At 44.4% G+C, this 24,967-nt stretch carries 25 protein-coding genes; 14 read left to right on the forward strand and 11 right to left on the reverse strand.

The window, feature by feature from the left end:
- Positions 1 to 440: hypothetical protein (locus tag RH88_RS03040; RefSeq protein WP_005593379.1), on the forward strand; the 440-nt coding region annotated here is incomplete at its 5' end.
- 49 nt (positions 441 to 489) lie between these two features.
- Here the strand turns inward: RH88_RS03040 and RH88_RS03045 are convergent.
- The gene (locus RH88_RS03045) at positions 490 to 1,512 is read right to left on the reverse strand and encodes an acyltransferase (protein ID WP_005593380.1); all 1,023 of its coding nucleotides are present in this window, start codon (positions 1,510 to 1,512) and stop codon (positions 490 to 492) included.
- A 213-nt stretch (positions 1,513 to 1,725) separates the two neighbouring features.
- Here RH88_RS03045 and RH88_RS03050 point away from each other — a divergent pair, with 213 nt between their 5' ends.
- From RH88_RS03050 to RH88_RS03065, 4 genes are all read left to right on the forward strand, one after another.
- Complete coding sequence (locus RH88_RS03050; RefSeq protein ID WP_005593382.1) at positions 1,726 to 2,316, forward strand: TetR/AcrR family transcriptional regulator; 591 nt, start codon at positions 1,726 to 1,728, stop codon at positions 2,314 to 2,316.
- A 153-nt stretch (positions 2,317 to 2,469) separates the two neighbouring features.
- Positions 2,470 to 3,315 (forward strand): alpha/beta fold hydrolase, encoded by an 846-nt coding sequence (locus RH88_RS03055; RefSeq protein ID WP_005593384.1) that lies wholly within the window; start codon positions 2,470 to 2,472, stop codon positions 3,313 to 3,315.
- 127 nt (positions 3,316 to 3,442) lie between these two features.
- Positions 3,443 to 4,831, forward strand: a complete 1,389-nt coding sequence (locus RH88_RS03060; protein ID WP_005593385.1) for an SLC13 family permease — start codon at positions 3,443 to 3,445, stop codon at positions 4,829 to 4,831.
- A 251-nt stretch (positions 4,832 to 5,082) separates the two neighbouring features.
- Positions 5,083 to 5,478, forward strand: coding sequence for a hypothetical protein (locus RH88_RS03065; protein WP_005593387.1), 396 nt, complete (start codon positions 5,083 to 5,085; stop codon positions 5,476 to 5,478).
- Positions 5,479 to 5,545: 67 nt separating this feature from the next.
- Here the strand turns inward: RH88_RS03065 and speB are convergent, their stop codons facing one another.
- From speB to RH88_RS03080, 3 genes are all read right to left on the reverse strand, one after another.
- On the reverse strand, positions 5,546 to 6,475 hold the full coding sequence (speB, locus tag RH88_RS03070) for an agmatinase (RefSeq protein WP_005593388.1): 930 nt from the start codon (positions 6,473 to 6,475) through the stop codon (positions 5,546 to 5,548).
- Entirely contained in the window at positions 6,476 to 8,386 is a 1,911-nt protein-coding gene (gene speA / locus RH88_RS03075) for an arginine decarboxylase (protein ID WP_040757818.1), read from the reverse strand.
- 239 nt (positions 8,387 to 8,625) lie between these two features.
- On the reverse strand, positions 8,626 to 8,982 hold the full coding sequence (locus RH88_RS03080; protein WP_005593390.1) for a MaoP family protein: 357 nt from the start codon (positions 8,980 to 8,982) through the stop codon (positions 8,626 to 8,628).
- A 248-nt stretch (positions 8,983 to 9,230) separates the two neighbouring features.
- On the opposite strand from RH88_RS03080, the gene RH88_RS03085 reads away from it, so the two are divergent.
- On the forward strand, positions 9,231 to 10,112 hold the full coding sequence (locus RH88_RS03085) for a LysR family transcriptional regulator (protein WP_005593391.1): 882 nt from the start codon (positions 9,231 to 9,233) through the stop codon (positions 10,110 to 10,112).
- 68 nt (positions 10,113 to 10,180) lie between these two features.
- Here the strand turns inward: RH88_RS03085 and RH88_RS03090 are convergent, their stop codons facing one another.
- Both RH88_RS03090 and RH88_RS03095 read right to left on the reverse strand, forming a co-directional pair.
- Positions 10,181 to 10,642: a DUF2846 domain-containing protein gene (locus tag RH88_RS03090; RefSeq protein WP_040757820.1), complete on the reverse strand. Its 462-nt coding sequence runs from the start codon at positions 10,640 to 10,642 to the stop codon at positions 10,181 to 10,183.
- Between the two features lie 256 nt (positions 10,643 to 10,898).
- Positions 10,899 to 11,102: a hypothetical protein gene (locus RH88_RS03095; RefSeq protein ID WP_005593393.1), complete on the reverse strand. Its 204-nt coding sequence runs from the start codon at positions 11,100 to 11,102 to the stop codon at positions 10,899 to 10,901.
- A gap of 224 nt (positions 11,103 to 11,326) precedes the next feature.
- Between RH88_RS03095 and RH88_RS03100 the strand changes: the two genes are divergently transcribed.
- Positions 11,327 to 12,712: a DNA-3-methyladenine glycosylase 2 family protein gene (locus RH88_RS03100; protein WP_005593397.1), complete on the forward strand. Its 1,386-nt coding sequence runs from the start codon at positions 11,327 to 11,329 to the stop codon at positions 12,710 to 12,712.
- Positions 12,709 to 13,182, forward strand: coding sequence for a methylated-DNA--[protein]-cysteine S-methyltransferase (locus RH88_RS03105; protein WP_005593399.1), 474 nt, complete (start codon positions 12,709 to 12,711; stop codon positions 13,180 to 13,182). Before RH88_RS03100 ends, RH88_RS03105 begins: the two co-directional genes overlap by 4 nt.
- A 14-nt stretch (positions 13,183 to 13,196) precedes the next feature.
- Here RH88_RS03105 and RH88_RS22860 read toward each other — a convergent pair whose 3' ends face one another.
- The 4 genes from RH88_RS22860 to nhaD all read right to left on the reverse strand — a co-directional run bounded on the left by RH88_RS22860 (position 13,197) and on the right by nhaD (position 16,771).
- Positions 13,197 to 13,376, reverse strand: a complete 180-nt coding sequence (locus tag RH88_RS22860) for a hypothetical protein (RefSeq protein WP_081467356.1) — start codon at positions 13,374 to 13,376, stop codon at positions 13,197 to 13,199.
- Between the two features lie 103 nt (positions 13,377 to 13,479).
- Positions 13,480 to 14,679, reverse strand: coding sequence for a DEAD/DEAH box helicase (locus RH88_RS03110; protein WP_005593400.1), 1,200 nt, complete (start codon positions 14,677 to 14,679; stop codon positions 13,480 to 13,482).
- 187 nt (positions 14,680 to 14,866) lie between these two features.
- Positions 14,867 to 15,196 (reverse strand): hypothetical protein, encoded by a 330-nt coding sequence (locus tag RH88_RS03115; protein ID WP_005593401.1) that lies wholly within the window; start codon positions 15,194 to 15,196, stop codon positions 14,867 to 14,869.
- 141 nt (positions 15,197 to 15,337) lie between these two features.
- The gene (gene nhaD, locus RH88_RS03120; RefSeq protein ID WP_005593402.1) at positions 15,338 to 16,771 is read right to left on the reverse strand and encodes a sodium:proton antiporter NhaD; all 1,434 of its coding nucleotides are present in this window, start codon (positions 16,769 to 16,771) and stop codon (positions 15,338 to 15,340) included.
- A 540-nt stretch (positions 16,772 to 17,311) separates the two neighbouring features.
- On the opposite strand from nhaD, the gene RH88_RS03125 reads away from it, so the two are divergent.
- The 5 genes from RH88_RS03125 (at position 17,312) to RH88_RS03145 (ending at position 22,524) form a co-directional block, all read left to right on the forward strand.
- Entirely contained in the window at positions 17,312 to 18,037 is a 726-nt protein-coding gene (locus RH88_RS03125; protein ID WP_005593403.1) for a nucleoside recognition domain-containing protein, read from the forward strand.
- Positions 18,037 to 18,504 carry a YjiG family protein gene (locus RH88_RS03130; protein WP_005593404.1) on the forward strand — a complete coding sequence of 156 codons (468 nt, stop codon included), beginning with the start codon at positions 18,037 to 18,039 and terminating at the stop codon, positions 18,502 to 18,504. Before RH88_RS03125 ends, RH88_RS03130 begins: the two co-directional genes overlap by 1 nt.
- A 9-nt stretch (positions 18,505 to 18,513) precedes the next feature.
- Positions 18,514 to 19,638 (forward strand): M20 family metallopeptidase, encoded by a 1,125-nt coding sequence (locus tag RH88_RS03135; protein WP_005593405.1) that lies wholly within the window; start codon positions 18,514 to 18,516, stop codon positions 19,636 to 19,638.
- Positions 19,639 to 19,849: 211 nt separating this feature from the next.
- Positions 19,850 to 21,919, forward strand: a complete 2,070-nt coding sequence (locus RH88_RS22660) for a GGDEF domain-containing protein (RefSeq protein ID WP_005593406.1) — start codon at positions 19,850 to 19,852, stop codon at positions 21,917 to 21,919.
- Between the two features lie 227 nt (positions 21,920 to 22,146).
- On the forward strand, positions 22,147 to 22,524 hold the full coding sequence (locus RH88_RS03145) for a YkvA family protein (protein WP_040757823.1): 378 nt from the start codon (positions 22,147 to 22,149) through the stop codon (positions 22,522 to 22,524).
- A gap of 127 nt (positions 22,525 to 22,651) precedes the next feature.
- Here RH88_RS03145 and RH88_RS03150 read toward each other — a convergent pair whose 3' ends face one another.
- Complete coding sequence (locus RH88_RS03150) at positions 22,652 to 23,956, reverse strand: dicarboxylate/amino acid:cation symporter (RefSeq protein ID WP_005593408.1); 1,305 nt, start codon at positions 23,954 to 23,956, stop codon at positions 22,652 to 22,654.
- 426 nt (positions 23,957 to 24,382) lie between these two features.
- On the opposite strand from RH88_RS03150, the gene RH88_RS03155 reads away from it, so the two are divergent.
- Positions 24,383 to 24,841, forward strand: a complete 459-nt coding sequence (locus RH88_RS03155; RefSeq protein ID WP_005593409.1) for a YaiI/YqxD family protein — start codon at positions 24,383 to 24,385, stop codon at positions 24,839 to 24,841.
- Positions 24,842 to 24,967 lie beyond the last annotated feature (126 nt).

The following is a 24,967-nucleotide window of genomic DNA, read 5'->3' on the forward strand; positions in this document are numbered from 1 at the left end:
TGTCGAGTATTGTCCTCGAAGATCTTGGTGGAGAGGTGGCGCACTTATCGCAACAAAAACAAGATCATTTGTATTCAATTCAATTAGCGTGGAATAGTGTTGAAACCTTAGAGCGTAAACGTGAGTCTTTATTGCTTTATATGGCGCTGCCTCAGCCTATAGCGGAGGTGGCGCATGCAATAAGAATGGATCTGAATGATTGGTTAAATACGCCTATTCCACCGTTGGTTAAGCACAATGTGATGCAACTGATGGAATTAATTGATGATGCACAGCGGGAGTATCGCGATCAAATTGATGGCTTCTACTTAAACAATATCACGCTAAGTGAGCAAATGGCTCAACTGCAAGAGCGTATTGCTTGGTATCGTAACATCAGTTTGTTTCTTCAAGTGTTTGGTTTGGCGCTGATCCTTGCCCGTGATTTAGCGCGTAAATAAAAAACCGCAGCCGAGGCTGCGGTTAGAGGACGTTGTAAGGCTCTCGATTCTAGCGAAATAACCACTTACTGAGTGGTGTGCGCTCAATACCTTTCACTAATGCCAATGTAATTACGACTGTGCCTGAGAAGACCAATGCGTCTTTTGCAGGCCCAGTGACTTCCAGTAAGCCACTTACATTCATCATAAAGATGATCACAGGCAAGTGGGCGACGTAAATCGGCAGTACCGATTTAGACAAGTTAAGCACCCATGGAGTGTTACCCAAATTTGGCTTTGCTAATAGGAATAAAAAGATTCCTGTTCCCCACAACATGGTGCCAAAGAGGAAGTCATTGCCATTGAATGGCTGTTGGTAAGCGACGAGCCAATACGCTTCGGCGAAGTGAATCGCCATCCCCACCAATGCAAGCACTATCGCTTTTGGGGCAGACACGTGAATGTCCTTTTGTCGGATCACAAAGCCAATCGCAAACATTAAGGTACTAAAGAATGGGCCATTACGGGTGAAAAATGGTGTCCATAATTCGGTAATGTTCTGATAACTGCCGGCCAGTACGCCATAAATGTACAATACTGCGGCGAACGGAATCAGCCAGTTGAGCTTGTCGGCTTTTGCAAATAGGGCGGTGATAAGCGCAGCAATCATCAGTGCGGGAATAAACCATAGGTGCACCAAGCCGCCTTCCAATAGGGTATTTAGCGGAGATTGTGCAAGAAAGCCCCAGTAACCGCTGCGTTCAGCGATGTAACCTTCGGTCATGAACTTGTATAGGTTAAATGGCATCGCAAGACAAATCACACTCCAAACGATGAAGACACGTAGCAGCGGAGCGCAGTAGCGTTTTACCGTATCGATTGGAGTTGCGGTGAGTTTTGGTTGGATCAGATAGCCTGAAATCAAGAAAAATAGCGGTACGGCAAATCGGGTGGATTGGTTAAAAATGTAACCGAACCACGGTGTGTCTTGATAGAGAAAGTAGCTCAGAAACATCTGACAGTGCATAGCCACAACGACGAAGATCGCAATTAAGCGACCAAGCTCGATACTGGTGATTTTTTTGGATTCCATAGTTCTTTTCTGGTTCATTGAAAACGCGCTAACGCTATCAGGAAAACGCTTGCGCGCAATGGATATCAATCAGTTTCAATCGTGATTTTGGATTAAAAATTCCTATTTCGAGATACAAATCAAGTTTGTGCTGGCCTATAAACTTGGCGATCAAGCTTGCAAATAAGTACGGTCGTGCTAAAAATAGAGATATCAAGGTAATATGGTCAAGTGATGAGTAAAGGTCGATTAACCCGCGAAGCCATCTTGGCGACGGCTTTTGAGCTGGCAAGCAAGAACGGATTGGAAAGCTTAACCATAGGTGAGCTGGCAAAGCAGTGCTCGATGTCTAAGAGCGGTTTGTTTGCCCATTTCAATTCGAAAGAGAATTTACAAATAGCAGTGATAGAGCATGCCAACCACGTGTTTATTCAACGCGTCATTGCGCCAGCCCGTACGCTTGGTGATCAGGATATCACCGACAAGCTCAAAACCTTGCTGGATAATTGGCTAGGCTGGAATCATTCATTTCAGGGTAGTTGCATGTTTTTAGATGCTTGGAAAGAGAATTCAAGCGCCAGTACGCCATTGCAAGTGGTGTTAAAAAAGACCGTTGCTATGTGGATTGGTTACCTTGAAATTCAGGTTGCCAAAGGGGTTGAACAAGGACAATTTCGCTCAGACTTGGATGCTAAACAAGCCACCTTTGAGCTGTATGGGCTTTATTTGAGCGCTCATTTGTTCTATTCCATTCGTGGGGAAGAGGAGAGCCAAACTCATTTTTGGCAAGGTATTGAGCGTCTCATCAGTCATTGGCAAGTATGAAGCTGATCTGAGCAAAATTAGCCGTTCACCAGATTAAGAGATGCAAGCACAGTAAAGCTGTGTTGACAAATAGCACGGTCGTTCGTTTTTGTGTTTATCAATGTAGAGGAGCGATGAGTTGCAACGGAACAAATTATTTAGGGAATCACGACAATGAGTGAAAAAATCTACTTCAATACGTCTAATAAGTTCAGTGTTAAGCGCAGCTTAGTCAACGTATCCACTCGCTTGCATCATCGTTTGGCGCCACATCACGCGCGTAATACTGCGCGAAAACTGTTGCTAACACCGCTGCGTACCAAACCAAAGAACAGCGCGCCGCAAGGATTAGTGAAAGGGCAAGTCACCTCAAAAGAGGGCGTACTAAGCACATATTCATTGGGCAGTGGCCCTGTTTGGGTACTCACGCATGGTTGGTCTGGCACCGCAAGCCAGTATTTCCCTTTGATGGAGCACATCGCTAGCCGCGGCTATACCGCATTGGCGTACGATCACCCGGGACACGGTGAAAGTGAAGGCGTGTATGGCCATATCCCGGCGTTTGTCGCAGGGTTGGAGGCGGTACTTGATAGCGTCGATGATGTGGCGGGCCTTGTCGGCCACAGTATGGGTACTGCTTCTGCGATAGAGTGTCATCATGCTAAGTTGGTTGATAAGCCGCTGTTACTTATTGCTCCAGTGTTGGATTATCTTGATAACCTGTTTGGTAGCGTGGCGCGGTCGGGCTACTCAATGCGCTTGTTTAACGATGTTGTGCAGGAAGTGGAGGCGCAATATCGTTATCCAATCCAATCAATTGATCCTTACCAAAAGTTGGCTCAGCGCCAATCACCCACCATTATTGTGCATGATGAAGGTGATAAGTTTACTAAGTTCTCGGTGTCACAGCGTGCCGCAAATGAGATGAGCAATGTTGTGCTGGTGGCGACACAAGGACAGGGACATGGTCGCGTGATGATGTGCAAACAGGTGATGGCGAGCTTTGATAACTTAATTTAAAATCAAAACCTTAACATTTATAACCATATTCTTGATATGGTTAACAAATTCGCAAAGCAAAATATTTCCTTAGAGGGTTATGTGGGATCATTTCAAATGCCTACTGGCCCTCACAAGGAAAATAATAATGAATAAAAATGATAGTGTCCCTCTACCGAGTAATACCCGAGAATGGTTAATCAACCGCAATAGCCTGATCATCTTAGCGGATATAGTGTTATTTGCAGTACTCTACTTTACCCTACCGTTTGAAGCAGAAGTGGTGCTTGGGCTGAGTATGCTGATCTTTGTTGCTATTCTATGGTTAACCGAAGCTCTGCACGTCACCGTAACCGCAATTCTTGTGCCGATCATGGCGGTGCTATTTGGCGTATTTGATACTCAAACGGCACTGAATAACTTTGCCAACTCGATTATTTTTCTTTTCTTAGGTGGTTTTGCTCTCGCGGCAGCGATGCATCGCCAAGGCTTAGACAAAGTGATTGCCGATAAAGTACTGATTATTGCCAAAGGTAAAATGAGTACGGCTGTGTTCATGTTGTTTGGTGTCACTGCATTACTGTCCATGTGGATCAGTAACACCGCCACGACCGCTATGATGCTGCCTTTGGTGTTGGGCGTGTTGAGTAAGGTGAATGAAGAGAGTGGCCATAAAACCTACGTATTTGTGTTATTGGGTATTGCATACAGTGCCAGTATTGGTGGTATAGCGACCATCGTCGGCAGCCCTCCGAATGCGATTGCTGCCGCTGAAGTTGGTTTAACCTTTACCGAATGGATGGCCTTTGGCTTGCCAACGGCGGCAGTATTACTTCCCGTCGCCATTGTTGTGCTGTATGCAGCATTAAAACCAGAGCTAAATGGTGAGTTTGAGCTTAATCATGAGCCAGTGCACTGGGACAAAGGCAAGGTTGTTACCTTAGCGATTTTTGCTGCGACCGTTTTCTTCTGGATTTTTAGTAAACCGATCAATGCCATGATTGGTGGTTACGCCAAATTTGACACCATTGTGGCTCTGAGTGCGATTGTCGCGGTCAACTTTGCTCGAGTGGTGCATTGGAAAGATATCGAAAAAACGGCCGATTGGGGCGTATTACTGCTGTTTGGTGGTGGTATCTGTTTGAGTAACGTCTTAAAAGCAACAGGGGCGAGTGTATTCTTAGCTAATGGCTTGAGCGAAATGATCTCTCATCTTGGATTGTTTGTTATCGTCGTCGTTATTGCTGCTTTTGTGGTGTTCTTGACTGAATTTGCCAGTAATACTGCCAGTGCGGCCTTGCTGATCCCGGTATTTGCCAGTGTCGCGGAAGCGTTCGGTTTATCGCCGGTTATCCTGTCAGTGTTAATTGCTGTTTCTGCCTCGTGCGCCTTTATGCTGCCCGTCGCCACACCGCCTAATGCGATTGTGTTTGGTTCAGGTCATATACAGCAAAGCGAGATGATGCGGGTGGGGATTGTGCTTAATATCGTCTGTATCGTGGCACTGACAGTGATAGCGATGTTGTTCTGGTCGTAATTACGTACCACTCAAACCATCAAGAGTAAAAACGCTAAGCTTGCTTAGCGTTTTTTATGTGCAAAACAAATGGTCAGAATACGCAAGTTTGATAAATGATAAACGCAACCGAATGAATAACTCGAATTCATCACAAATCCGAATTATTGTTGCGGATGATTGCCCCAAAATCGATGCGTAATACGATTCATTCATGGAATTTATTGCTAAAGTTTTTTGTACTGGGTCATTTTTATCGTTTATGTAGGGATATGAAAAAGTACATTTTACTTTATGCGCTAGCGTTGTTCTTAGTGGGTTGTGGTGGCCCATCAGAAAAGCAAATGCTGCAACAGTATGTCGACTATACCCAGTTTAATCACGATATGCCGGCATTGTATGAAGCGAGTAAGCATAAGAAGCTTGATGGCTATGAGCAATCGGAAACGCTCTATATCGCTGATATGAGCCATGAAATTAGATTTTTGATGGATTTTGACCAATTTAGCCAGTATATCAACGAAAGTGCTGGTTTTTTCGCCCCTGTTTATTTGATGCAGATCCGCACTGAGTTTGGTGATTTTAAACAGGGTGACGTGAAGAAAATGACCAACACGATCACCTTTGTGAAAAAGGAGAGTGGTTGGACGTTGTTTCAACCGAATTGAATCGAATATAAAAAAAGAGCCTGTCGAATGACAGGCTCTTTTTGATCAAGCGTTGAATTTGGCGTGATTACTCAGCCGCTTTCTTGTTTGATGCCCAAGCGTACATTAACTCAAGCGCGACAGTTGCGCCTGCAAGTGCCGTTACATCGCTGTGGTCGTATGGCGGTGATACTTCAACCACATCCATACCGACGATATTCATACCAGCAAAGCCACGTAGAATTTTCAGCACTTTGTCTGAGTTCAAGCCACCGCAAACTGGCGTACCGGTACCCGGAGCAAAAGCAGGATCAAGACAATCGATATCGAAGGTAACGTAAACAGGCTTGTCGCCAACGATGCCACGTACTTTCTCAACGATTTCTGTTGCCGTCATGTCATTCGCTTGCATCGCGTTAATCACATTGAAAGCGTGATCTTGCTGTTCATACTCAGTACGAATACCGATTTGCACAGAGTGCTTAGGCGAGATCAGGCCTTCTTTCGGCGCATGGTAGAACATGGTGCCGTGGTCGTAAGCGCTGCCATTCGCATAGGTGTCAGTGTGGGCATCGAAGTGAATCAATGCCATCTCACCGTGGTGTTTCGCGTACGCACGCAGAATTGGTAGTGTGATGAAGTGATCACCACCCAACGCCAGCATGGTCTTGCCATTTTTCAAAATTTCACTGGTTGCTTTTTCTAAGCGGTAAGTGAAGTCTTCAGCATCGCCACAATCGAATACTAGATCACCAGCATCAATAACTTTAGCGCGATCAAATACATTGAAATCCCAAGGGAATTTTTTACCTTCCCATGCAAGATTTACTGATGCTCTACGAATTGCGTCTGGGCCCATACGTGCACCAGGACGACCCGATGTTGCCATATCCAGAGGTACACCTAGTACCACCAAATCTGCATCACTGCCGATAGGGTTACGTAGGTAAGGACGGCGCATAAAGCTCATCGAATTCGAGTAGAGTGAATAATCGGTTTTGCTAAACAAATCATTCATTTAAAAATCCTCTAAATAGGTGTAACCACATAGGCCTTGTTCTAGCTCTTGCAGTACCTGTTGTTGTTCTTGTTGGTTAACTCGCTGGTTAACGAGCTCGCGATAATGCTCGCGAATGTCCTCTACGTCAATGTGAACGTAACGAAGCATGTCTTCAACGGTGTCACCTTCATCGATTCGTTCAATGATTGCTTCACCATGATCGTTGACGGTAACCACTGCGCTGTGAGTGTCACCAAACAAGTTATGCATGTCACCTAAAATTTCTTGGTAAGCGCCGACGAGGAAGAACCCCATCAAATAAGGCTTGTCTGTGCTCCATGCTGGTACTGGTAACGTTGTCTCAATACCTTGCCCTTCAACATACTGTTCGATGGCGCCATCTGAGTCACAGGTGATATCTAGCATTACGGCACGGCGGTCTTCTAACTCTTCCAAACCTGACAGAGGAAGCACAGGGAAGACTTGGTCGATACCCCATGCATCTGGCAATGATTGGAACAACGAGAAGTTAACAAAGAACTTATCCGCTAAGCGCTCATTTAGCTCATCGAGAATCGGACGATGGAAGCGGTTCTTGGTGCTCAATGCACGTGTCAGTTCAAAGTATATACGTAGTGAAACTTGTTCAGACCAAGCGCGTTGCGGCAGATTGAGTAGACCCATCGCAAATTGTGAGTGCACTTCAGATAAGTCACTTTGTGTGTCGTTGTAAATTTCAATCAATGCACGCGCGTCGCTGCCTTCTTGCAATGCTTGCAAATTACGCCACATATTTTGCAGTAGCGTAGGGGCGTCATCTTGCGGGGCTTCGATATGCTCAGGCTGATACGTTTCAGTGCCGATTACGTTGGTGATCAAAACAGCGTGGTGCGCAGTCAATGAACGGCCAGATTCAGAGATAATTACTGGCATTGGCTGACCGTAATCTTGACATACATCACCAACGGTTGAGACGATATTGCGTGCGTACTCAATCAGCCCATAGTTCATTGAGCTTGAAGATTGGCTGCGTGTACCATCGTAATCCACTGCGAGGCCGCCACCGATATCAAAGAAATCGATTTTTGCGCCCATTTCGCGCAGTTCACAGTAGAAGCGTGCAGATTCATTCACCCCATTGCGAATATCGCGAATGTTGGCCATTTGTGAGCCAAGGTGGAAGTGAACCAGTTGCATCGCATCAAGTTGATCTTCTTTCTTTAGACGCTCGATAACAGTCAATACTTGAGAGGCAGACAAACCGAATTTCGATTTCTCACCACCACTGGCCTGCCATTTACCTGCTCCTTGTGAGGCGAGGCGAATGCGAATACCTAAGCGTGGTTTAACCCCTAAGCTTTTCGCTTCAGTGAGCACTAGATCAAGTTCTGACAATTTCTCAAGTACGATGAAAACTTTGTGACCTAGCTTCTCACCTATCAGGGCAAGACGAATGTATTCACGGTCTTTATAGCCGTTACACACAATCACAGAGCTGGCTTTTTGCGCCAAACCTAACACGGCAAGAAGCTCAGGCTTACTGCCCGCTTCGAGACCCAATTGTTTGGTTTCCAAGCTCGCTTGGCTGGCAAGGATTTCATCAACCACTTCTTTTTGTTGGTTGACCTTAATTGGGTAAACCAAAAGATAGTTGTTCGGGTATTGATACTCTTCAATTGCTTGGTTGAAAGCCTGACAAATACCATGCACTCGTTGGTGCAGAATTTGTGGGAAGCGAACCAACACAGGCAAATTAAGCTGCTTTTGCTCTAATTGAGTAACAATCTTGCTTAATGGAATTTGGTGCGCTTTGTCGGTGGTAGGAGATACGTACACTTCACCTTGGTTATCAATGCCATAGAAACCTTGGCTCCAGTAATGTACGTTGTAATCCGCGCGCACGCGGTCTAATTGGGATGTTTTTTCCACATCTATTCTCACGAAAATAGAGAGAAGAACATGAATCAGATTACGCTGATATCACACCTGACACGGCGTTGTAGGGCTTACGTGTCGCGCGCATTAACGGATAAATGGCAGACGGAGTAAAACAAATAAAAATTATCGATTCGACAACGGAGTGTTGAGTAAAAAATATGCCTAAATTGCTCTAAATTCAACTTGTTTAGCAATAAAAAAACGCCCCAAAAATTGGAGCGTTTTTTTAATTAATCTTCTTCAACTAGGCTGCTATCTTCTGAGTAGTCTTCAGATGCATCTGGTTTGGTGCGACCATTTAAGGTGTGGAAGCGTTTACGGCCTCGGGCAAGCTGAATGTACTTCAACCAAATACGCTCAAGTTTCGTTTTCGCTTTACCTGGGTTCTCAATGACTTTAACAAAGTGTTTCTCTTCCGCATTTTGTGGAGAGAGCTCCCCTGTTTCTAAGCCAAACATGGTGTCGCCGTAGAGCGTTAGGATTTCTTCTTCGGCAAGTGTAAAATCACCGGATTTGGCAAAACCACGTGGAAATTTCGTGTTGTCGTAAAAACGTTTCTTGCCATGACGAAATTCAGTGTCAGACATTTCGATAAACCTCAAATGGTATGGAATGGACTAAAGACCAGTGCCATTGAGCCTTGATATCAGTGCGGCCTAATCAGCATTGGTATATGGCGAAAATTAGGCGTAAAGTAAGCAAAAAGAAAAACAAAATATTTTTATCATATCCATTAATTTATATCGTTAAATACATGTAACACTTTACACTTTCTTGCTTTATTAATTTAGGATTTCCCTGTTAATCTTGCTGCGTCATTTTCTGAGGTATAACAATGGACGTAAAAGTCTTTAGAACATTTTTAGAGTTGGCAAAAGTACGTCATTTTGGGCGTGCTGCTGAAAACTTATACATTACACAAGCTGCCGTAAGTGCACGTATTAAACAGCTCGAAGGTTATTTTGATACTCAGCTTTTTATTCGTGACCGTAATAACATTAAGCTAACATCCGCTGGGGAACGTTTAGTTAGCTATGCAGAGGTGATGGTGACAACGTTGCAACAGGCAAAGTTAGAGCTGTCTCTAGAAAGTGGCAAAAAGTTGCAACTCACCATGGGTGGAACGCCCAATGTTTGGGATGCTTACCTACAAAACTGCTTGAGTGCGACCACTGAAGCGTTTGATGGGTATGGATTTATGGCGGAAGTGATGGGGCGCGAATCGTTGGTTCGTAGCTTACAAGAACGCACGCTCGATATGGCCTTTGCTTTTGATCAAATCAAAGCAGATGAATTGAATTGCAAGAAAGTCGCTGACGTTGTTCTTCTTTTGGTTTCCACCGACTCTCATGCATTCAATACTGTATTTAGTGATAAATACGTTTACGTGGATTGGGGCACTAAATTTGCCTCTGAACACGCTGAGCGTCATGCAAAAGTACCTGCGCCATATTTGCGAACCTCGACTGCTCGTATTGCCTTAGATTTTATTTTGGAAAAAGGTGGTAGTGCATATCTACCTGCTTCATTGGTAGAGCCTTTCTTAGCGAGCGGCCAACTGCATAAAGTGGAAGGGGTAGAAGAGTGGTGTCGCCCAATCTATTTGAGCTATCGTAAAGCCAGCACATCAGTTGATGCGATCAAACAAGTTGAAGAGTTAGTAAAAAACATCGACCCAATTACCGCTTACAGTTTGCAAAACGCAGCTGAGAGCTGAGAGCTGAGAGCATTAACCTTTAAAAAAACCTCGTCATTGAACGTAGGTTTTTTTTGTTTTGGACGAGTTTACTGACTTGTACAAGTTCCCTTTATCACCATTTTAGTTTTCGCGACTTCGGTTCGACCTTCTTCTTCATCAACTACTTCTACATTAGCTCCGCCAACGAAGAGTCCTAGCTTGATGTATTGCTCTACAAAATAGAGGCGTCCTGTTTCTGTATATAGCGTGACGTTATTGGCCGAAAATTCTGATTCAGTGCCAATAGTATGTTCTCTATCTCCTTCGACTTCCTCATAAAAGAAGATTCCGGGAGCCGTTTCACCAACACACTCGCCATTAAGGTAGACGTCTTTTTTTAGTGCTTGCCCCGCAAAAGCATCAGCTCGGTAGATATAGATACCGGCCTTGTCTTTACTAGGTGTTGAAAACTCTAATGCTTGATCACTTTGAGTTGTATCGGCAGTTGGCACAGAGGCACAACCAGATACACCAAGTAGAAGAGTAACTACTAACCCCATTTTTTTCATGATAAGTCCTTTTATCCACATACTGAACTTACCAAACTAATTGATTGTTTTATAAACTAATATACCAGTGGTGAATATTTGCGGTGCAAAACCAAACCCTGACCATTTTATAATAAATGATCAAGTTTGCGAGTGAGTTAACTTTGCTTAACTGAACAAACAGGAAGTTAACTATTACAGAGTTGTGGGCCGTATTAAGACACACAACACTGAATCAAAGAGAGCACTAGGAGGGTGGTGATTGCTCGTTGTTGGTTTAAAGACTCATCAAACTTTCGATTGATTCTTCAATCGAGAGCGCTTGATAGTTGTGAATGGTAAGGCCTTCTAACGCTTGGATTTCTATTGCATTAATATTGGTGATGCCATGAGAATCAATGACGCCAAGCGATTGTTCGACAGTTTTACAGATATGTTTTGAGTGATCGCGAAGCACGATGGTGCATGAGTGTAAGTTCATAGCCAACTTCCTATTGCTTATCCTTGCAACGCTTGTCTCGTTACGGCTCTTGAAACAAGTTCCTTCACTAAAGTTAGTTAAGGAATGTGAGATAGGCAACTGGATGTTTAAATTATCAGTTAAGCCTCTGATTCTGGACTATTGAGTTCCGAATGTGGCTATAAAAATCGGTGGTTAGGGGTAAACTAATGGATAGAAACGGCGTAGCCAGAGGGTAAACAACCATGCCAGATATTGATTCAATGGCCCATTCGCAAGGTAAACTGCATCGCCAATATCAGCGGGCACGACAAGCGCGAGATGCTCGTTTTGATGGTCGGTTTTTTGTTGCCGTGAAAACCACCAAAATATTTTGCCGGCCCATTTGCCCGGCTAATTTACCCAAAGAAGAAAACGTTGAGTATTTTGATGACGCAGCTCAGGCATTACATGCGGGTTATCGACCTTGTTTACGCTGTCGCCCAGATAGTGCGCCTAATTCGTGGGCATGGCAAGGAACAGCAACATCATTTGAACGTGCATTAAAGCTGATTGAGTTAGGGGAGTTACAACACACCACTTTGGATAAACTGGCTGAGAGGCTTGGCATTACCGACCGATATTTAAGGCAATTGTTCCAGCAGCGGTTGGGCATGTCACCGAAACAATACGCTTTGTATCATCAATTGATGTTCGCTAAGCAACTACTCCACAACAGCAATATGAGCATTACAGATATCGGTTTTGCCAGTGGTTTTAATAGTACGCGCCGCTTTAATGATGCTTTTCGTAAGGCGCTCAACTTAACACCAAGTGCACTGCGTCGAGCTTCGCATTTGCCCGTTGAAACGCACACTATTGAGCTCAGTTATCGTGGCGCCTTTGATTGGCAATATGCGCTAAATTTTTACCGCCTACGTGCCATAGAAGGTTTGGAGTGGGTGGGGGAAAGTGACTACCAGCGCCGCTTCCAACTTGGTGAAGCATCGGGAATGTTGACTGCTCATTTTGCTCGCAAAGCCAATACGGTGCAGTTAGAGTTTGAATTATCGGATATCAGCCAGCTAAAAGCTTTGGTCAATCAAGTTCGCCGTATGTTGGATTTGGATGCAGACACCGATGTGATTGAACAACACTTTCACACTTTGGATCCTCGTTTTGTTCGTTATTCGGGGCTACGTATCCCAGGAGTATGGAGTGCGTGGGAAGCCGGTGTTCGAGCCATTCTTGGTCAACAAGTCTCGATCAAAGCGGCGATCAATCAACTTAATTTATTGGTGAGTACATTACAACCGCAGGGGGTCACTCATTTTCCCAGAGCCAAAGAGGTCGCTGAGGCCGATTTGAGCTTTTTGCGTATGCCGCAAAGCCGTAAAGAGACGTTGAAACGTTTTGCCGAGTTAATGGTGGGTGATCCCGACGCTGACTTTTCTCAATGGTTGGCAGTGAAAGGGATTGGACCTTGGACAGTGAACTACGCTGCGCTGAGAGGGTTATCTCAACCAGACTGTTTTCTTGATGGGGATTTAGTGGTGAAAAAATCACTACAACAATTTCCTACCATCAATGCGACTGCCGTTGCTCCATTTGGTAGTTACGCGACTTTTCATTTATGGAGTCATGTAGGATGAAACGCTACACCATAATCGATAGCCCATTAGGGAAAATAACACTTCAATCGAATCAGCTTGGCTTAACCGGAGTGTGGTTTGAAGTGAATACCACCTTGCCGAGCGAGTTGGGTGAGCGTGATGATAGTGATGCACTGTTGTTGGCTGCGAAAACACAATTGGAAGAGTATTTCCTTGGTATTCGAAATCAATTTGATTTGCCGCTGGCTGCGGTTGGCACTCCGTTTCAAATGAAAATTTGGCAGGCGCTAACCACGATCCCATTTGGTGAAACCTGGAGCTATCAGGATTTGGCAAATGCGATTGGCAATCCTAAAGCTGTGCGGGCAGTGGGGCTCGCTAATGGTAAAAACCCGATCTCAGTGATTGTGCCATGCCATCGTGTGATTGGTAAAAACGGTAAGTTGACCGGCTATGCAGGCGGTGTCGAGCGAAAAGCGGCACTGCTCAAGTTAGAACAGGGGCAATAGTCTAAATTGGCTGGTTATGATTTTGGGTGACTGGGTGGTATCGGATAATTGGCAGGATCGAACAGCGGCTTTTTCGGGCTAAAATAGTCGCAAGCCTTACGTGTTGCTAGTGTGGGTTGTTCCCATGCACCACACAGATCTTTTTGGTTGTCGCGAGTTCGGGTGAATTGGCGACACTGTCCGCATTTAAACATGATTGATTCCTTTCAATCGAGATAAATTTAAGTGCAGACAGTGTAAAACCAGTACGCATACTAGCCTTTGATCTCAGTGACTATTTTCGATGAAATCAACCGACTATTTATTCTCTTTGGCTTCGCGTTTGTGTTTAGGCACGTAGTTTAGAATCGAAATTGGTAGAGGTTTATTTGGCACAAAGCCTTCAATTTCACGACGTTCAAGCAGATGGCCTAAACGGCTTTCGATCATGCATAAGTTCTTGAAGTTATCGCGAGAAACAAAAGAGATCGCTTCACCACGCGCATCTGCACGACCGGTACGGCCAATACGGTGCACGTATTCATCTGCAGGGAATGGCAAGTCGTAGTTGATGACTCGCGTTAAGCCTTCGATATCAATACCGCGCGCGCCAACACCCGTTGCGATCATGTACTTGATTTTGCCTGCTTTGAAATCTTGCAGAAGTTGTGAACGCACCGCTTGGCTACGACCACTGTGGAATGCTTCCGCTTCGATACCGCGTTTTTCCAGTTGCTGCGCTAATTTAGCCGCACCGTGTTTAGTCTCGATGAAGATCAGGGTTTGATCCCAATCATTCTCTTTAATTAGGTGGCTAAGTAGCGCTGATTTTTTGTCTTTATCAACTGAAATTAACCATTGCTCAATGCTTTTCTTTGACGCTTGGTTAGCGGCGATTGAAATTTCAAACGGGTTGTAAACGGCGGTCTTGGCGAGTTCACGAACTTTGTTTGACAAGGTTGCCGAGAACAGTAGGTGCTGAATGTCGGTCGGTAAACGGTCAAGGATCTTGTTGATGTCTTCGATAAAGCCCATGTCTAACATACGGTCTGCTTCATCAAGAACCAAAACCTCAACTTCATCAAAATGGACCGCGTGTTGACCATAGAGATCAAGTAGGCGACCTGGTGTCGCAACCAGAACATCGACTCCTTCGATCAACGCTTGTTTTTGTGATTTTTCATCCACGCCACCGTACATTGCCAGTGAGGTAAGTGGAAGGTTTTGACCGTAATCACGGACTTTCTCTTCCACTTGGCAAGCAAGCTCACGAGTTGGTGTTAGAATCAGTGCGCGGATGCGTTTTTTACGCTGAGTTTCGCCTTTGCTCAGTTTTTCCAAGATAGGCAATACGAAGCCGGCTGTTTTACCGGTACCGGTTTGCGCTGCGGCAAGTAGGTCTTGGCCTTTTAAAATCTCAGGAATCGCTTTGATTTGAATCGATGTTGGCTTGTTATAGCCAAGCTTCGTTAGGGCGTCTGTGATTGGTTGGCTTAAACCAAGTTTTGAGAATGGCATGATTGAACTCTGCATCAAAAAGGTGGAAAGGGGCAAAAGGCCCCTTGTAATCGCGCTGAGTTTAACATGAAGCCTTCAGAGATGTTACGGATATATCCCCATCTTACTTGAAGCGGTAATGCAGCAGATGACAGATTGAACTCCACTCTTGTCACTCAGGTTACGCGTCGGACTGAGCTAGATTTGTTTAGAACATATCTTTTGTCACTTCCTTATCTTCTGCCGCTTTCATGAGTACCTTTTTATCTTCTTCGTGATGCTGCATTTTTGATTTCATTTCATGTTTGCGTTCTTTTATGTCTATGTCGCCTTCATGTTTGTCCATCATTTTATCTTGCTTGTCTTTCATTTCACTCTTCATTTTGTCATGGTTTTCGTCCATAACTTTGTCGCCTTTTTCTATCATCTTATCTTTTGCGGTATCCATATCAACGGCATCTGCGTGATGATCGGCCAGCGCCAATGGGCTAATGAACAATGCGCAAAGAAGAGAAAGTAGAGTGGGGATACGAACCATGGTGAACCTCTCATTGTTTGTTAACACATTACTGAGTATTGACTAAGTTTGAGTGTTTTTCTGCTCATTGAATCAGTTTCACCAATAAGAGTCAGTTAGTTAGTACTAACTGACTAATTATATTGCACTTAATTAATATAATTAAAACAGTGCGCTGTTCATCCATAAGTGGGTAAAGATACTCGCCGCATAACCGAGGGCGATAACGGGCATCCATTTGAGATGACCAAAGAAGGTATATTTACCATGTGCCGCCCCCATTAAGGCCACGCCTGCAGCGGAACCGATGGAAAGCAAACTACCACCGACACCAGCGGTCAAAGTGACCAATAACCAGTTCCCCATCGACATTGCCGGCTCCATGGTGAGCACCGCAAACATGACTGGAATGTTATCGACGATCGCCGAGAGAATACCGACCATAACGTTGGCCCAAATAGGATCCCATTGTAAGTACATCACTTCTGAAACAAGGCTGAGATAACCGATTAAACTCAAGCCTCCAACGCACATCACTACGCCATAGAAGAACAGCAAGGTGTCCCATTCGGCATGGGAAACCCGGCGAAATACATCAAAGGGTACGACCGAACCCAAACGTTTTAAGGCGTAATCATCTCGATTGGCAATCGCCATTAAGGCTTTGCGTTTTAATGAACGAGCGAGGGTGCGGCGTAAGAAAAATCCAAAGAACTGCAAATATGCTAACCCCATCATCATGCCGATGACTGGTGGGAAGTGCAGCACAGCATGGAAGGCAACAGCGGTGGCAATGGTTAAAATGAACAAGCCAACAATTCGGCGAGCGCCGCGTTTTAACTCGACGTGAACATGAGCCACATCTGGTTTGGTTTGCGAAATGAAACGCGACATGATCAAGGCGGGAATAAGATAGCTCACTACGGATGGGACAAAGAGTGGCATAAATTCGGAAAAAGAGACGTGGCCGGCTTGCCAGACCATTAAGGTGGTAATGTCACCAAAAGGACTGAATGCACCGCCAGCGTTCGCGGCCACAACAATGTTAATGCAGGCTAAATTGATAAAGCGTGTGTTATCACCGCCGACTTTCATCACCACAGCACACATCAGTAATGCAGTGGTTAGGTTGTCGGCGATGGGGGAAATGAAAAAGGCCAAAATACCGGTCAGCCAAAATAGCGTACGAAAATCAAATCCTTTACCGACCATCCAAGCTTGCAACGCGTCAAACAGTTTGCGCTCTTCCATTGCATTGATGTAGGTCATCGCCACCAGTAAGAACAGCAGCAATTCAGCATACTCAAGCAAGTTATGCTCAAGTGCGGCTTTGGCGACCTCGATTTGGTCGTGCTGTGAATAGACATAACCTAACATCGCCCAAATCAAACCTGCGGCCAGCAAGACGGGCTTGGATTTACGCAGTTGTAGATACTCTTCGAGCATTACCAAAGCGTAGGCAATGGTAAAAATGAGCAGGGTAATATAGCCAACACCTGACTGAGTTAGGGCGAGGGGTTCGGCATCACTGCCGGAGGCAAAAACACGGCTCGATACGAGCAGTAAGGGGATAAAGATAAGCCATAAGCTTTTCATTACTCAACTCCTTGAGAATTCGATAGGTAGACACTTCCTTGCGCTCGAATCAAAGATTATTGATGCAGTCTCACTGCTTGCTGCATAAGCAATATCTATAAATGTACAGAATCAGTGTTATTCGTTGGCAGTGGTGAAACGAAAAAAGTATGGCCAAAGGTAAGCACTTATCGTTCTGTCAGTTACATAGTTATTACGTTATTTGAATCATTGTAGAGGGGCGATTTAGCGGCCTCGGCGCGAAAATAAACACCACGTTATACTAGAAAATTTTACCGACATTGTCTGTGAGATAGGTGGGATAAGGCCATCAGCAGTAAAATATTTAATAGATAGCAGCAATTTTATGAATATAAATGATATGCATTGTTATGAATCATCGTCACGCAAACGCCCTATTTATGCGTGATGTCACAAAATGTGACACTAAATTGCAGTTTGTAAACAGAGTTCGTGAGGCATTGATACGGATCAGATTTCTAGCACAGCAATTACCCCAAAATCGCGAGGTCTGTTCCTAAAAATTTTTAAGGTGTAAAAATGTCCACTCCCAATATAGATCGCAAGGTGACATGGGGATGCTATGTCGCACTCGCATTCGCTGTTGTATTTTTCTCAGGTGCTATGCAGTCAAACGAATGGTACGGTGTTTTCGACTTTACCACGCTAAATGGCGCGTTCGGTAGCGTGGCATACGGCGTGCAAGAAACGGCTGATGGTGTTCAAGCGACCATGACATCATTTCGTGGTAAAGGCGGCAGCGGTGCTCGTGATGGTTTCATCTTCGCACTAACGCTAATCCCAACGGTTATGTTCGCATTGGGCGTCATCAATGTACTTGAGCATTACGGTGCACTAGATGCAGCTCGTAAACTGCTTACTCCTCTACTTCGTCCTCTTATGGGCATTCCTGGTAGTTCGGGCCTAGCGCTAATTGCATCACTACAAAGTACTGATGCGGGTGCGGCAATGACACGTCAACTAAAAGACGAAGGTCGTTTAACTAAGCGTGAAACTGACGTATTTACTATGTTCCAGTTCACCGCAGGTGCAGCGATCGTTAACTTCTTCTCATCAGGCGCTGTGCTATTTACGCTAACACTAGCAGACGGCTCTATGGCGGTAACTTCTTCAATCGGTATGGCGGTTGCGGTGATGTTCATCTTTAAGTTTGTCGGTGCTAACTTGTTCCGCATCTACCTAAACATCACAGAAGGCAAAGAAGATAAGAACGAAGAAGCACGTCTACAAGAGGAGAAAGCATAATGAGCGAAGTTAAAGCTAAAAAACCAATGGTTACCGATATTTTTGTTGAAGGCGCTAAGAAAGGCTGGGTAATCGCAACCACTTCTACTGTACCAAACGTGTTGATGGCTTTCGTTATCATTAAAGCGCTACAAATTACCGGTGCTTTGGATCTAATGGGTACGGTTTTCTCTCCGATCATGGCGATCTTTGGTCTTCCTGGTGAAGCAGCTGCTGTTCTAATCGGTGCGTGGATGTCGATGGGCGGCGCTGTGGGCGTAGTAATCACTCTATTTGACCAAGGTATCCTAAACGGTGCACACATTGCGATTCTAGCTCCGGCTATCTACCTAATGGGTTCACAAGTTCAGTACATGGGCCGCATCATGGGTCCTATCGGTACAGAAGGTCGTTACATCCCAGTTATGATTGCTATCTCTGTGCTAAACGCATTTGGCGCAATGCTAGTAATGAATCTTTTTGTGTAAGGATTGATTATGAATTTTTCTCTGAATGAATACCTAGAAGAGCTTCGCCCGCTGATTGATGTGGACTGTGGTACTTATACTGTTGAAGGCATCGAATTTATTGCTACTCAGTTTGAAGCAAAATTTGCTGAAATGACGGGTTGGAGCGTAAAACGTGTTGATTGTGGTAAAGCTGGCCTTGGCCTAGAAATCCGCAACAAGCCGGAAGCAGACGTTATCGATGTGATGATGATTGGTCACATGGATACGGTTTTCCCTGTAGGTACAGCGGCGGCTCGCCCAATGACGAACGATGCTGAAAAAGCGTACGGCCCTGGCGTTTCAGATATGAAATCTGGCCTGCTAAACATCGTTTATGCAATGCGTAATCTAGACCAAGCGGTATTAGACAAACTGTCTATCTGCATCTGTATGAACCCAGATGAAGAGACCGGCTCACTGGATTCAGTTGAGTGGATTCAATCTGTTGCTAAAGATGCGAAAAACGTACTGGTTGCAGAAGCGGCACGTGCGGATGGTGGTTTGGTAAAAGCGCGTAAAGGCATGGCAGGTTACAAGATCACCTTTAAAGGTGTTGCCGCGCACGCGGGTAACGAACCTGAAAATGGCCGTAGTGCAATCACTGAGATGGCAAACTGGATTCTTGCTATCAACGCGATGACTAACTTTGAGTCAGGCACAACGTTAAACGTTGGTGTTGTATCGGGTGGTGCTGGCGCAAACATCGTTCCTGAGCATGCTCAAGCGGTGATTGATGTTCGTTTCTGGAGCAACGAAGAGTACGACGACGTTGATACTAAGCTACGTGCAATGTTAGATACACCATATGTTGATGGTGTCTCTATCACAATGGAACGTGAGTCTTACAAGCCATCAATGGTGGCAAGCCCACTGACTGAAGCGCTAATGGCATTGGTAGAAGAATCTGCGGACGAGCTTGAAATCGCAATCAACTGGAAAGAAGTTGGCGGCGGTTCAGATGCAAACAACACTGCGATCCTTGGTGTTCCAACGCTAGATGGCTTCGGCCCTGTAGGCGCTGGTTTCCATAGTGATCAAGAATACTTGTTGTTGGAATCTATCGAGCCACGTATCCGTATGTTGATGCGTGTACTTGAGAAGTTAGCAAAATAATTTAGTCATAGCAGTTCCCTCTAATACAATCCCTCAACTTCGGTTGAGGGATTTTTTTTTGGGGTAAATGCGATAAGGGTGTTGGTATTTTTCGTAGTTATACGATTGCATATCGCATTTTCGAGAATGATGAATAGTTTGGGGCATCGGCTTTCTTTATAATATTGTAATGTTTTGAATTATTTCGTTTTTTCTTGATGTGATAGGGTTCATGAAATCAAAAATAAAGCCTTTATTACTAACCTTAAGTGTTGTGGTTATCGGGTTTGTTGTCACTATTTTTTTTAATAAAAATGTCAACAGCTCTCTTTTATTAAGTCACCCCTTACCAGAACAGTTAGAGCGTTATATACCAGAGTTACTTCAACATCGCGCCACAAAGGCGATACCAGAATTACCGGATTACTTACTTCAAGCTGATCTACAGAGTTGGTTAATATCGGATGATAATAAAATTCAGTTTATTAGTAATTGGGTACTCGCAAATGAAGCGATACGGACAGGACAATTCGAAGATGCAGAGCTTTATGCCTACAAAAGCGTGAGTTTATTGGATGACGATACTCCTACCGAGCTCAGAGCAAAGGTATTCTTTGATCTAAGTTTGGCGCAAATTAAATTAAATAAGCTAAATGATTCTGCGAAGAATTTTCAACAGGTCTCAACGCTTTTTGATGGCTATAACGGTCCACACAACGAAGTTTTCCTAAGTTACTTTATGAAAAGAGCATTTGAATTATCACATCAAAAGAGCTCGAGTAATGAACTGGTTGATTTCTGGGAGGATATCAACCGAAAAGCAACGGCAATGAAATATCAAAGAATGGATGATGTTTACTATTATTTAGGAACGGCGTATTGGAATGCTCGTCAGTTTGTTAAAGGAGTCAATCTAAAAATTAAAGCTATTGAAATGAGTTTGGCCCGTAAAGATATTGATCAAGTTCAGTTTATGCTTACGGATGTGGGGATAGATTATTTGTACAACGGTAATTATTATCAAGCTATCGACCAATTCAATCAAGCGATTGAATTTAATCAAAGTGTCGGTGAAGAAAACCCTGAGCGATTACATTACATTCTAATTAAGCTTTATGCAGCATACACAGAAGCCAATAAACTAGTTGAAGCTGAAAAGACGCTTTCTGCTGCACAGCAACAGCTGGCTAAAATAAAGATTCCTGAAGGTAAAGACCACTACCAAACTTATTTTTATGCAATGCAAGCGGATTTGAAACGACGCAAGGGTGATGCTAAAGAGGCTTTACGGCTGATACAAATAGCCAAACATCGCCACGAAGGTGAGTTCCATGCTCGTGTTTATCAGTTTGATGTGACTCTCGATATTATTAGGGGGGATATTTATTACCTCAATAAAGAGTTTGATAAGGCGATTAACTTTCATAAGCAAGCAGAGAAAAAGATTCTAGAGCGAGATTTGTATTATTTAGAAACAGCTATCAACCACAAACTGTATCTAGATTATTTGGCGAAAAATGAACTAGCACTGGCGTTACACCATTTGGAGGCGGAGAATCGCTTGCAGCTGAATTGGCGCTTGGATGAGAACGAACAATACTCGCAATACATATATAGTCAATTTGAAACAAAGAAAAAAGAGGCGCGTATTGCTGAGCTAGAACACAGTAAAAAAGAGTCAAAATGGATGTTTATGCTGCTGGCTGCTGTGTTAATCAGCTTGGTGCTTTTTACCTGGATGCTAAAGTCAAAGAACAAAAAAATTGTGCAGTTAAATAGTTTACTGACGACATTGAGCAATACTGATGGCTTAACCTCGATATCCAACCGGCGAGCTCTTGATGAATACCTCCCGGTATGGAACTCCACCCCATCGTCTCTGCAGAAGCGTGCTATTTTTATGATCGACATTGATTGCTTTAAAAACTATAACGATCAGTACGGACATGCTGCTGGTGACACAGCTCTGAAATTGGTGGCAAAAACACTAAAAGAACAGTGCCGCGAAAATCATTTTTTGGCTAGATATGGTGGAGAGGAGTTTATTGTGGTGTTAAGTGATATTAATACCGAAGCGGCTTTAAACTTAGCTAACCGGATTCATATTGCTGTGGAAGAGCTTAATATTCCACACAGTAAATCAACGGTTAGTGACAAACTGACGTTGAGCGTAGGCATTTTGACATGTGACGATAATATTGAATCCAATGTTGATGTGATGATGAGAGAAGCGGATAAGGCATTGTACCAAGCTAAATGTCATGGGCGAAGCCAGAGCTATCATATCGAATATGATGCTTAGCAATTTGTAATATTACCGCCACTAAAATGTTAATCCCCCACTCGATAAGTGTGGGGTTTTTTATTTAGTGAAAATGGTGTTTTTGTTTAAATGGCATTAATCTGACGTTCATCTAACGACAGGTACACTGTGGTTTATATGACGAATATTCTAATGATTCAATCAATGCAGGAGGTAAGGTGAACTCCACAATAGAGCTAGATAACCAAATCGGTGTGCAAGCCAACATGGCAGCAGAGCCGACACTGGCTAAGCCTAACGAGCAACATACCACCCCTGATGAACGAACGTTTTGGCGCAAAGTTAAAGGATCGGCAAAAAAGTTGGGAGAAGAGATTGCGGTAACTGGGATTAAATCATGGCTAGCAATGACAGATTCTCAAACCTCGGTGCGCCATAAGGCGATACTTGGCGGCGCTCTGGCTTACTTTGTGCTACCTGTCGATATGGTGCCAGATGTACTGGCTGGTGTTGGTTTTACGGATGATATGGCCGCAATGACACTGGCTGCAAACTCAGTGGGTACGGCGATTACCGACCAACATGAACAAGCGGCGCGTGATAAGTGGCATTCGTTGCATGAATCGTCAGTCAAAGCTGAGTAGTGCGGCGTTAAAATGAAAATCCACCTTAGAGTAAGGTGGATTTTTTTGTTGGGGCATCGCCATGTGCGATAACCATGTTTTGTGGCGAGTCGTTTTTTAACGCTCCGCTCTTTAGCGCGTGGTTGTTTTACGCTTCGCGTTTGGCGAGGTGGACTTCTTCTTCTGAAGCACCCGCTAACGGGTCATTAAAACGTTCTTCGTTCAATGCGCCTTCCGATTTTGCGACGATGATGGTGACTGCGCTATCACCGGTAATATTCACCGCGGTGCGGATCATATCCAACAGACGGTCAACACCCATAATCAGTGCAATACCTTCCAGAGGCAAACCTACTTGGTTCAATACCATCGCCAGCATCACCAGACCGACCCCCGGAACACCTGCGGTGCCCACCGATGCCAATGTCGCCGTTAGAATCACCATTAGGTAATCGGTCATGGTCAGATCGATATTAAACGCTTGGGCGATAAATGCGGTTGCGACACCTTGCATGATTGCCGTGCCATCCATATTGACGGTGGCGCCTAGTGGAATGGTAAACGACGATACGCGGTTATCCACGCCCATGCGATGCTTTGCGGTTTCCATGGTGACCGGAATAGTTGCGTTCGATGATGCCGTTGAGAAGGCGAACATGATGGCATCTTCCATTTTACGTAGGAAGGTAAGTGGACTAAGGCCGGTGAAGCCTTTCAACATCACGCTGTAAGTGACCAAACCATGTAGCAGTAAGGTGCCTGCCAGCACTAAGAAGTACTCAGCTAAGTTGATGATCGCGCTGAGGCCGATGTCGGTAAAGAGCTTGGCCATGAGGAAGAACACACCAAAGGGTGCAAGGTTCATCAAGATCGCAACCAGCTTCATGATCACTTCGTTGAGATCATTAAAGAATGCGGCAATACGCTCACCGGGTTTACCTGCAGCGCTAATCGCAATACCAAATAATACGGCAAAGACGATGACTTGTAGGGTTTTGCCTTCTGCCATGGCACTGATTGGGTTGGTTGGGAACATATCAATGATCACCTGACCAAGCGATGGCGCATCGGCAGATTTAAATGTACCAACGGCGGTCAGGTCTGCACCAGCACCCGGTTGGAATAGCGAACCCATCGTCAAGGCAAGCGTAATGGCTATCGCTGTAGTGGCGATGTAGAAAGCGAGGGTTTTGCCACCCATGCGGCCTAGAGTCGAAAGATCTTTAAGAGAACTGGTCCCACAAACTAGCGATACAAACACCAGCGGGACCACGAGCATTTTCAAACTGGCGACAAAAATTTGTCCGCCGACTTCAAATAATCCGTTTACGATGTACTCGTCGATAAATCCATTATCAGCAAATAGGGCGCGAATGGCGAAGCCCGTCAAGATCCCCGCTACCATGCCTAGAATCACGCGGCCGGTTAGCGACATCGGTTTCTTGGTATTCATTTAGAACACTCCTTATCGTTATTGCCCCTCCAATGGGGAGGTGCGGGAGGTTAGCAGTGGAGTTGGTAAATTAAAAAGCAAAAAGGTTGGTTTAGGGTTGCGGATGTGATCTTTATCACCATTAAAATGCGATTGATAACAAAATCTTATCTATTTTAAAAAATAAATTTATCAAAATAAACGTAAGCGCAGCAAATGTTATAGGTGGCTAACCAGAAACGAGCCATTTTGGTGGCTTATAGAGCGGCAAGAAGTAACTAAGTGAATGAAATAATTCCTTCTTTAAGCTCTATCTTCCTTTTTTATTGATCGAGGCTAAACGGTTTACACAAGAGTAGATATGCGTGCTAATGGATAAGTAACAACCGTGAGACAAAAGCGTCCTCAACCGTTACAATTTGGCCAAATAAAAAAAGTGGAATGACTATGAAAATCTGGGTTGATGCCGACGCGTGTCCGGTTGTGATTAAAGAGGTATTGTTTCGTGCTGCGCAACGTACCGGAGTTGAAATCACTTTTGTAGCGAATCAGTATATTCGTACGCCAGCGGCAGCAAACATCACCAGCTTGCAAGTAGAGGCTGGCTTTGATGTTGCGGATAACGAAATTGTGAAACGTACCGAAGCAGGGGACTTAATCATTACCGGTGATATTCCGTTGGCCGACGAGTTGATTACTAAAGGAGGGCATGCCCTCAGTTCTCGTGGTGAGCTGTTTACTAAAGACAACATTAAGTCGCGTCTCAATATTCGTGATTTTATGGAAACCATGCGCAGTAGTGGTATTCAAAGTGGCGGTCCAGCGCCAATGAGCCAAGCGGATCGTCAGCAGTTTGCCAACCAACTCGATAAGTGGTTGGTGCAATGGCAACGAGCACAAAAATAACCCTAGAAGCAATCAATAAAGTGTGGTCATAAATATTAGTCTTATACCCTGCTATGTAGCTGGATATAAGACTTATTAGCTCGTTCATTACTCGCTAGCTATTTCAATCCTAAGTAATTTTTAAAC

Source organism: Vibrio scophthalmi LMG 19158 (assembly GCF_000222585.1).
In the GTDB taxonomy this organism is placed as follows: Bacteria; Pseudomonadota; Gammaproteobacteria; order Enterobacterales; family Vibrionaceae; genus Vibrio; species Vibrio scophthalmi.

What these genes read in the sequence shown, in the direction of transcription:
- RH88_RS03045 (WP_005593380.1), bottom strand. Translation starts at nt 1,512, where the DNA reads ATGGAATCCAAAAAAATCACCAGTATCGAGCTTGGTCGCTTAATTGCG.
- RH88_RS03050 (WP_005593382.1), top strand. Translation starts at nt 1,726, where the DNA reads ATGAGTAAAGGTCGATTAACCCGCGAAGCCATCTTGGCGACGGCTTTT.
- RH88_RS03055 (WP_005593384.1), top strand. Translation starts at nt 2,470, where the DNA reads ATGAGTGAAAAAATCTACTTCAATACGTCTAATAAGTTCAGTGTTAAG.
- RH88_RS03060 (WP_005593385.1), top strand. Translation starts at nt 3,443, where the DNA reads ATGAATAAAAATGATAGTGTCCCTCTACCGAGTAATACCCGAGAATGG.
- RH88_RS03065 (WP_005593387.1), top strand. Translation starts at nt 5,083, where the DNA reads ATGAAAAAGTACATTTTACTTTATGCGCTAGCGTTGTTCTTAGTGGGT.
- speB (WP_005593388.1), bottom strand. Translation starts at nt 6,475, where the DNA reads ATGAATGATTTGTTTAGCAAAACCGATTATTCACTCTACTCGAATTCG.
- RH88_RS03080 (WP_005593390.1), bottom strand. Translation starts at nt 8,982, where the DNA reads ATGTCTGACACTGAATTTCGTCATGGCAAGAAACGTTTTTACGACAAC.
- RH88_RS03085 (WP_005593391.1), top strand. Translation starts at nt 9,231, where the DNA reads ATGGACGTAAAAGTCTTTAGAACATTTTTAGAGTTGGCAAAAGTACGT.
- RH88_RS03090 (WP_040757820.1), bottom strand. Translation starts at nt 10,642, where the DNA reads ATGAAAAAAATGGGGTTAGTAGTTACTCTTCTACTTGGTGTATCTGGT.
- RH88_RS03095 (WP_005593393.1), bottom strand. Translation starts at nt 11,102, where the DNA reads ATGAACTTACACTCATGCACCATCGTGCTTCGCGATCACTCAAAACAT.
- RH88_RS03100 (WP_005593397.1), top strand. Translation starts at nt 11,327, where the DNA reads ATGCCAGATATTGATTCAATGGCCCATTCGCAAGGTAAACTGCATCGC.
- RH88_RS03105 (WP_005593399.1), top strand. Translation starts at nt 12,709, where the DNA reads ATGAAACGCTACACCATAATCGATAGCCCATTAGGGAAAATAACACTT.
- RH88_RS22860 (WP_081467356.1), bottom strand. Translation starts at nt 13,376, where the DNA reads ATGTTTAAATGCGGACAGTGTCGCCAATTCACCCGAACTCGCGACAAC.
- RH88_RS03110 (WP_005593400.1), bottom strand. Translation starts at nt 14,679, where the DNA reads ATGCCATTCTCAAAACTTGGTTTAAGCCAACCAATCACAGACGCCCTA.
- RH88_RS03115 (WP_005593401.1), bottom strand. Translation starts at nt 15,196, where the DNA reads ATGGTTCGTATCCCCACTCTACTTTCTCTTCTTTGCGCATTGTTCATT.
- nhaD (WP_005593402.1), bottom strand. Translation starts at nt 16,771, where the DNA reads ATGAAAAGCTTATGGCTTATCTTTATCCCCTTACTGCTCGTATCGAGC.
- RH88_RS03125 (WP_005593403.1), top strand. Translation starts at nt 17,312, where the DNA reads ATGTCCACTCCCAATATAGATCGCAAGGTGACATGGGGATGCTATGTC.
- RH88_RS03130 (WP_005593404.1), top strand. Translation starts at nt 18,037, where the DNA reads ATGAGCGAAGTTAAAGCTAAAAAACCAATGGTTACCGATATTTTTGTT.
- RH88_RS03135 (WP_005593405.1), top strand. Translation starts at nt 18,514, where the DNA reads ATGAATTTTTCTCTGAATGAATACCTAGAAGAGCTTCGCCCGCTGATT.
- RH88_RS22660 (WP_005593406.1), top strand. Translation starts at nt 19,850, where the DNA reads ATGAAATCAAAAATAAAGCCTTTATTACTAACCTTAAGTGTTGTGGTT.
- RH88_RS03145 (WP_040757823.1), top strand. Translation starts at nt 22,147, where the DNA reads ATGGCAGCAGAGCCGACACTGGCTAAGCCTAACGAGCAACATACCACC.
- RH88_RS03150 (WP_005593408.1), bottom strand. Translation starts at nt 23,956, where the DNA reads ATGAATACCAAGAAACCGATGTCGCTAACCGGCCGCGTGATTCTAGGC.
- RH88_RS03155 (WP_005593409.1), top strand. Translation starts at nt 24,383, where the DNA reads ATGAAAATCTGGGTTGATGCCGACGCGTGTCCGGTTGTGATTAAAGAG.